This window comes from Bifidobacterium phasiani (assembly GCF_019331775.1).
GTDB lineage: Bacteria > Actinomycetota > Actinomycetes > Actinomycetales > Bifidobacteriaceae > Bifidobacterium > Bifidobacterium phasiani.
The window spans coordinates 34,358-40,370 of the sequence record NZ_JAHBBD010000023.1; the positions used below are offsets into that span (position 1 = coordinate 34,358).

Genomic DNA, 6,013 nt, shown 5'->3' on the forward strand with positions numbered 1-6,013 from the left:
CCCCGTCGTCTCCTTCCGACGAGGATGCGGAACGAGAGCGCCGGAGGCGAGATGCCATGTCAGGCCCCTCCTCCGGCCGGCTGCGCCGACACCCCTCATCAGGGGGGTGGGCAGGGTTCCGGGCGGGTCGTTCCACCCCTCGTCAGAGAGGACGGAACGACCGTCTCCTCCCTCTGGCGAGGGAGGAGGAACGGGAGTCAGAGCTCCCTGTAGTCGAAGTGGTCGAAGGTGGCCACCTCGCCGTAGCCGGAGTAGTCCACCGCGGCCAGGCCGACGAACGCGCCGGTGAAGAAGCCGCCGTAGGTCTGGTTCACGTAGTCGTCGGAAAGCACCTTGGCGTCGAGGCGCACCGGCAGCTCGCGCCAGTCCTCGCCGTCGAAGGAGTACTCGTACGTGTACCACCGCGTGCGCACCCGGGTGCGCAGCCACACGCGCTCCACGCCTTCGGGCACGACGGGCGCGCGCCCGCGCAGGAACGAGGTGTAGCGGTTGCGGTCGTTCTGCGCGACCTCGATGACGCGGGCGCCGCGGTCCTCGTCGTAGGTGACGAACGCCCACGACCAGTGCTGGTCGTTGTAGTAGTTCGTCAGGCCGGCCATCGCCTGGTAGGTCTTGGGGTCGAACGCCACGCAGGTCTCGGCGTCGAAGTCGAACGCCTGCCAGCGCCGGGCCACCAGCGACAGGTCGAAGGTGTTGCACAGCGACCCCTGGCCGATCAGCCGCAGCGAACCGCCGCCGACCGAGCCCATCGCCGGGCCGAAGGGCATGCGCAGCGTGTTCCAGTCCAGGCCGAGCGTGTCGGAGTCGAACTCGTCGTGCTGGTCGCGGCCCGCCGGCGCCCCGGCCGGCGCGATCGCGTCCTTCGGGGACTCGACGTACCGCTGCCCGCCGTGGCCGCCGACCACGTACGGCCAGCCGTCCTCGTCCCACCCGACCTTCTGGATCGAGGTCTCACGCCCCAGCGTGCACCAGCCGCGCGGGTCGGTGACCGACTCGGTCTCGTGGTGCCACGGGCGCGCGCACAGCGAGGCGTAGTACCACTCGCCGGACGGGGTGTCGACCAGCGCGCCGTGGCCCTGCTTCTGCAGGTAGCTGCGCGGGGTGTCGTAGTTCGTCAGGAACGGGTTGGTCGGCGAGCCCTCGAAGGACAGCGCGTCGAGCGTGCGCGAGCGGGCCACGACCTCCTGGTGGGTCCAGACCGTGCCGCCCTCGGCGCAGAACAGGTAGTACCAGCCGCCGATCCGGTACAGGTGCGGCCCCTCGACCAGCCTGACGTCGGTGCCGTTCCAGATCGTGCGCGCGGTCTCGGGCTTCAGCCGCATCGTCGAGGCGTCGAACTCGGTCAGCGTGATGCCGTGGAACGCGTGCCTGTATTCGCGGTGGTCCCAGGTCTGCTGGACCAGGTACTTGCGGCCGTCGTCGTCATGGAACAGGCTGGCGTCGAAGCCGACGCCGTTGAGCCGGACCGGCCTGGACCACGGGCCGCGGATGTCCTCGGCGGTCGTCAGGTAGTTGACGACGTCCTTGAACGCGCCGTTGACGATGTGCACGTCCGAGTAGACGATCCAGAACCTTCCGTCCGCGTAGGACAGGTCCGGGGCCCACACGCCGCCGGACGCCGGGTCGCCGCGCATGTCGAGCTGCTCGGCGCCGAGCGGGTAGGGCAGCGTCGTCCAGTGCTCCAGGTCCTTCGACTCGTGCAGGCGGATGCCCGGGAACCACTCGAAGGTGGAGCTGGCGATGTAGTACGTGTCACCGACGCGGATCATCGAGGGATCGGCATGGAAGCCGGTGAGCACGGGATTCGAGATTGTCATGTTGTCACCCTTGTACGTAAGTGGTGGCCCGTTCGGACGTGCGACGCCGTCCGGACGGGCCGGTGCCGGGAACGGTTCAGCCCTTGACCGCGCCGGTCAGGCCGCCGACGATCTTCTTCTGGAAGATCGTGAAGCAGATCAGCGCGGGCAGCATCGCCAGCGACGTGAACGCCAGCACGGCCGCGGTGTCGACCGAGTGCTCCGAGCTGAACATCGACACGCCGAGCGGCAGCGTGTAGTTGTCGGAGCTGCTCAGGACGAACAGCGGGAGCATGTAGCCGTTCCAGCTGCCGACGAACTGCAGGATGCCCACGGTGGCCACGCCCGGCATGGCCAGCGGGATGACCATACGCCAGAAGAAGCCGAGGCGCGAGCAGCCGTCGAGCAGGGCCGCCTCCTCAAGCTCATTCGGAATGGATTGCAGGAAGGGAACCAGGATGATGATGGTCTGGGGCAGACCGAACGCGATCTGCGGCAGGATGATGCCGGCCAGAGAGTTCGACAGGCCCAGGTTGCGGATCATCAGGTACAGCGGGGTGATGCCGACCGTCATCGGGAACATCAGACCCGCCGAGAACAGCGAGTACATGAGCGGTGCGTACTTGAACTTGTAACGCGCGATGACGTAGCTGACCATGATGCCGAGCACGACCACGCCCAGCATGGTGAACACCGCCACGATCAGCGAGTTCTTGAGCTCGACCCAGAAGGTGTCGCTCTGCGCCACGTTGATGTAGTTGTCGATGACCCACGGGTTCGGCATGCCCGACGGATTATTGGTGATCTGGGAGTTGGTGCGGAAGCCGCCGATGATGATGTACAGCACCGGCACCGTGCAGATCGCGACCAGAATCACCGACAGCAGGTAGACCACCGGGTGGCCCCACGGGGTCTTCTGCGAGACGCGGTAGCCATTGGCCTTGGTGTATTGGGGGTTCTTGGCCATCTCACTTCACCTCGCTTGCGACAGCCAAACGCTGCGCTTCCTTGGCGCGCTTGGCCGCGCGCTTCTTGGCCTGCTTTTGTTCAGTCAGAGCACCTTCCAGATCGCGGTTGAGCACGAACTTCTGATAGACGAGCGCCACGACCAGGGAAATGATGAAGATGATGATCGCCACGGCGGAGCCGTAGCCGTAGTTGCCGGAGTCGCGGCCGTTGCGCACCATGTAGGTCGCCATCGTCGAGACGCCGGCGGTCTCGGAGATGTAGCTGCCCCAGATGATGTTGACCAGGTCGAACAGCTGCAGCGAGCCGATCATCGACAGGAACACCCAGATACGCAGGGTGGGGGCCAGCAGCGGCAGCGTGATGTTCCACTGCATCTGCCAGAAGCCCGCGCCATCCACCTTCGCGGCCTCGTAGAGATCCTCGGGGATGGCCTGCATGCCGGCGAGCATCAGGATGACCGCGAAGCCGATGTACTTCCAGCTGATGATGACCAGCAGCGTGATCATGGCGATCTTCGGGTCGGCCAGCCAGTCGGGGCCGTCGATGCCGATGTAGGACAGCAGCTCGTTGACGGCGCCGGTCTTCTGCAGCAGCAGGCTCCAGCCGGTGCCGACGATGACCTCGGAGATCACGTACGGCACGAAGATGAGCGTACGGACCAGGCCGCGGCCCTTGAACTTCTGGTTGAGCAGCAGTGCGAACAGGATGGCGATCGGGGCCTGGATGACCAGCGAGCCGATGACCACGATGAACGTGTGGCCGATGGCGGCCTGGAAGGTCGGATCCTTGAGCGCGGTGATGTAGTTGTCAAGGCCGGCGAACTCACCGGTCTCCGACGGCATGCCGAAGCCCTTCCACCGGTAGAAGCCGTAGTAGAAGCCGAGGATCAGCGGCAGGATCACGAAGCCGACGAACACGATGATGGCCGGCGCGGAGAGGATGAAGATCTCGAAACCGCGGCGTCCCTTGCCGCTGCTCGGCTTCTTCTCTTTCTTGGCGGAGCGGGGCCGTGCCGCCTCCGCATGGATTGCACTTGTCATGGCATCTCCATTGATTCTCTTGTGAATGCTGTGGACAAAAGGGACACGGCGGCCGGGACCTTAGGCAAATGGTTCATGCATCTTCGGTCCGAACCATTCATCCTCCGGTTCCGGCCGCCGTTTCAGTCAGAGAGCGCCTCGGCCGAGATCAGCCCTTGGCGGCGGCGTCGCTCATCGCGGTGACGATGTCCTCCGGGGTGCCGTTGCCGGAGAGCAGGTTGACCACAGCGGTGTTCAGCGCGTTGCCGATGTTGGAGCCGAGCGAGGTGTCCATCCACAGCTTCATGCCATCGGACTCGTTAAGGGCGGCAACGAGCATAGTGAGGTTCTCATCGGTCACGTCGGCCTGAGCCTCGGTCGTCGCCGGAATCGTGGAGAACGCGGTGGCGTACTTATCCTGCCACTCCTTCTCGGCCATCTTGTTGATGAAATCGATGGCGGCATCCGGAGCCTCCGGATTCACGCCGAAGCCGGTGGCGGCACCCATCAACGTGCCTTCCTCGCCCTCGCCGCCTTCGATGGACGGGAAGGCGAAGAAGCCGAGGTCGGCCATCGGCTGCTGGTCCGGGGTCAGATCCTTGAGTACGCCCGGCTCCCAGGTGCCCATGAGCTCCATGGCGGCCTTGTGGTTGGCCAGCAGGCCGGCGGAGGAGCTCGCGCCCTGCTGGGCGGTGGTGGTCAGGTAGCCCTCGTTGAAGTAGCCGGCATCATTGAGCTCCTGGAGCTTCTCGCCTGCGGCGGTCCAGCATTCGGCGGAGAAGTCCTTGTTGGCCATGCTCTCCTCATAGACGTCCGGCGAGCAGATGCGCAGGGACAGCCAGTAGTACCAGTGAGCGGCCGGCCAGGCGTCCTTGGCGCCGACGGCGATCGGGTCGATGCCGGCGTCCTTGAGCTTCTGGCAGGCATCCATCAGCTCCTCCCAGGTGGTCGGCACCTCGGTGATGCCGGCCTGGGCGAACAGATCCTTGGAGTACCAGATGCCGCCGGGCTGGACGGTGGTCGGCATGCCGTAGATCTTGCCATCGTAGGTGGCGGAGTCCAGCGAGGAGCCGAGCTTCTCCTTGTTCTCATCGGTGATCTTGTCGGTCAGGTCCATCATCTGGCCGGCGGCGATCATGTCGCGATCCTTCTGTCCGCCCAGGGCCATGAACACGTCCGGGCCGGAGGACAGATCCTGCATGGCGGTGGTGAGCTTGCCCTCGAAGTCCTCGTTCTGGATGGCCTCGATCTGGACGGTGACGCCCTCGTGCTCCGACTCGAACTCCGCGGCGAAATCCTCCCAGTACTGACGACCGTCACCGGAGGTGGCGTTGTGCCAGAACACGATGGTGTTGTCGTCGGCGGCCGAGTTCGAGCCGCAGGCGCCGAAGCCCAGCACGGCCGCGACGGCCACACCGGCGGCGGCGATACGCTTGATGTTCATCGTTTCTCCTTTTCCTTGTCGAGCGGCGGCCCGGCTGGCCGGACCACGTCACGCCGCTTCCCCGTCGTCCACGACGCCGGCCGCCCGCGGACGCTTGTGGCGTCACGTCGTCGATTGCGGTGCGAGCCGGAGGGAGCGATGCGGCAAGCTCTCCTTGCTTGTTAATTTTCTCCGAAAACTTTCTTTGTTTTCGAATAACTTTACAGTAACACAGGTTAGTTAAATCGTCAAACTTTCAACGCGGCCTCCATGTCACCGTCCAACAATACACATGCCGTCAGTCTCGTCGATTCGGCGACGTTGCGCGATTTTCCGCACATTTGTCGCCGCTGCGGACATTGATGCCGGTTTCACATACCGTTCATTTTCGACGTAATTTCGACACGCCGAGGCGCCCGACAGCCGACGTGCGTCCGCGAATCCGCACAGCGATTTTCGAAACGCCCATATCCACGCGCACCCGAAACCACCACCCGTCATACGCGAGCCATAGGCGAGGCTCACGGCCATGCGGCCGCCTCCGACCGGCGCCGCCCGTCGCACGGCGAGCCGACGCCCCCGCCCTCCACCAGATCCGTGCGACGTCGCCGGCTTCCGCCGTGCGCACCGCCGCACGCCGCCGCGCATCGCCGGCGCATACCCGCCGACCATCGACCATCGCCCATTACAGTATTAGGTGAGTCCTCAAATTGATTCGGGACTTGGTCGCCGACCGCGGTATGGCTCTTTCGCCCTGTCATTTCCATGATCCGGGGGGTGCTGCCGCCGCGGACGGGACGCTTGGT

The 6,013-nt window shown here is 65.0% G+C and carries 4 protein-coding genes; all 4 read right to left on the bottom strand.

Going from position 1 to position 6,013, the window contains the following annotated elements; translation table 11 throughout:
- Positions 1–197: 197 nt before the first annotated feature.
- Positions 198–1,817 (bottom strand): glycoside hydrolase family 43 protein, encoded by a 1,620-nt coding sequence (locus tag KIH73_RS08975; RefSeq protein ID WP_219082705.1) that lies wholly within the window; start codon positions 1,815–1,817, stop codon positions 198–200.
- 76 nt (positions 1,818–1,893) lie between these two features.
- Positions 1,894–2,763 carry a carbohydrate ABC transporter permease gene (locus KIH73_RS08980; RefSeq protein WP_219082707.1) on the bottom strand — a complete coding sequence of 290 codons (870 nt, stop codon included), beginning with the start codon at positions 2,761–2,763 and terminating at the stop codon, positions 1,894–1,896.
- A 1-nt stretch (position 2,764) separates the two neighbouring features.
- Positions 2,765–3,805, bottom strand: coding sequence for a carbohydrate ABC transporter permease (locus tag KIH73_RS08985; RefSeq protein WP_219082709.1), 1,041 nt, complete (start codon positions 3,803–3,805; stop codon positions 2,765–2,767).
- A gap of 148 nt (positions 3,806–3,953) precedes the next feature.
- Positions 3,954–5,228 carry an ABC transporter substrate-binding protein gene (locus KIH73_RS08990; RefSeq protein ID WP_219082711.1) on the bottom strand — a complete coding sequence of 425 codons (1,275 nt, stop codon included), beginning with the start codon at positions 5,226–5,228 and terminating at the stop codon, positions 3,954–3,956.
- Positions 5,229–6,013: the final 785 nt, after the last annotated feature.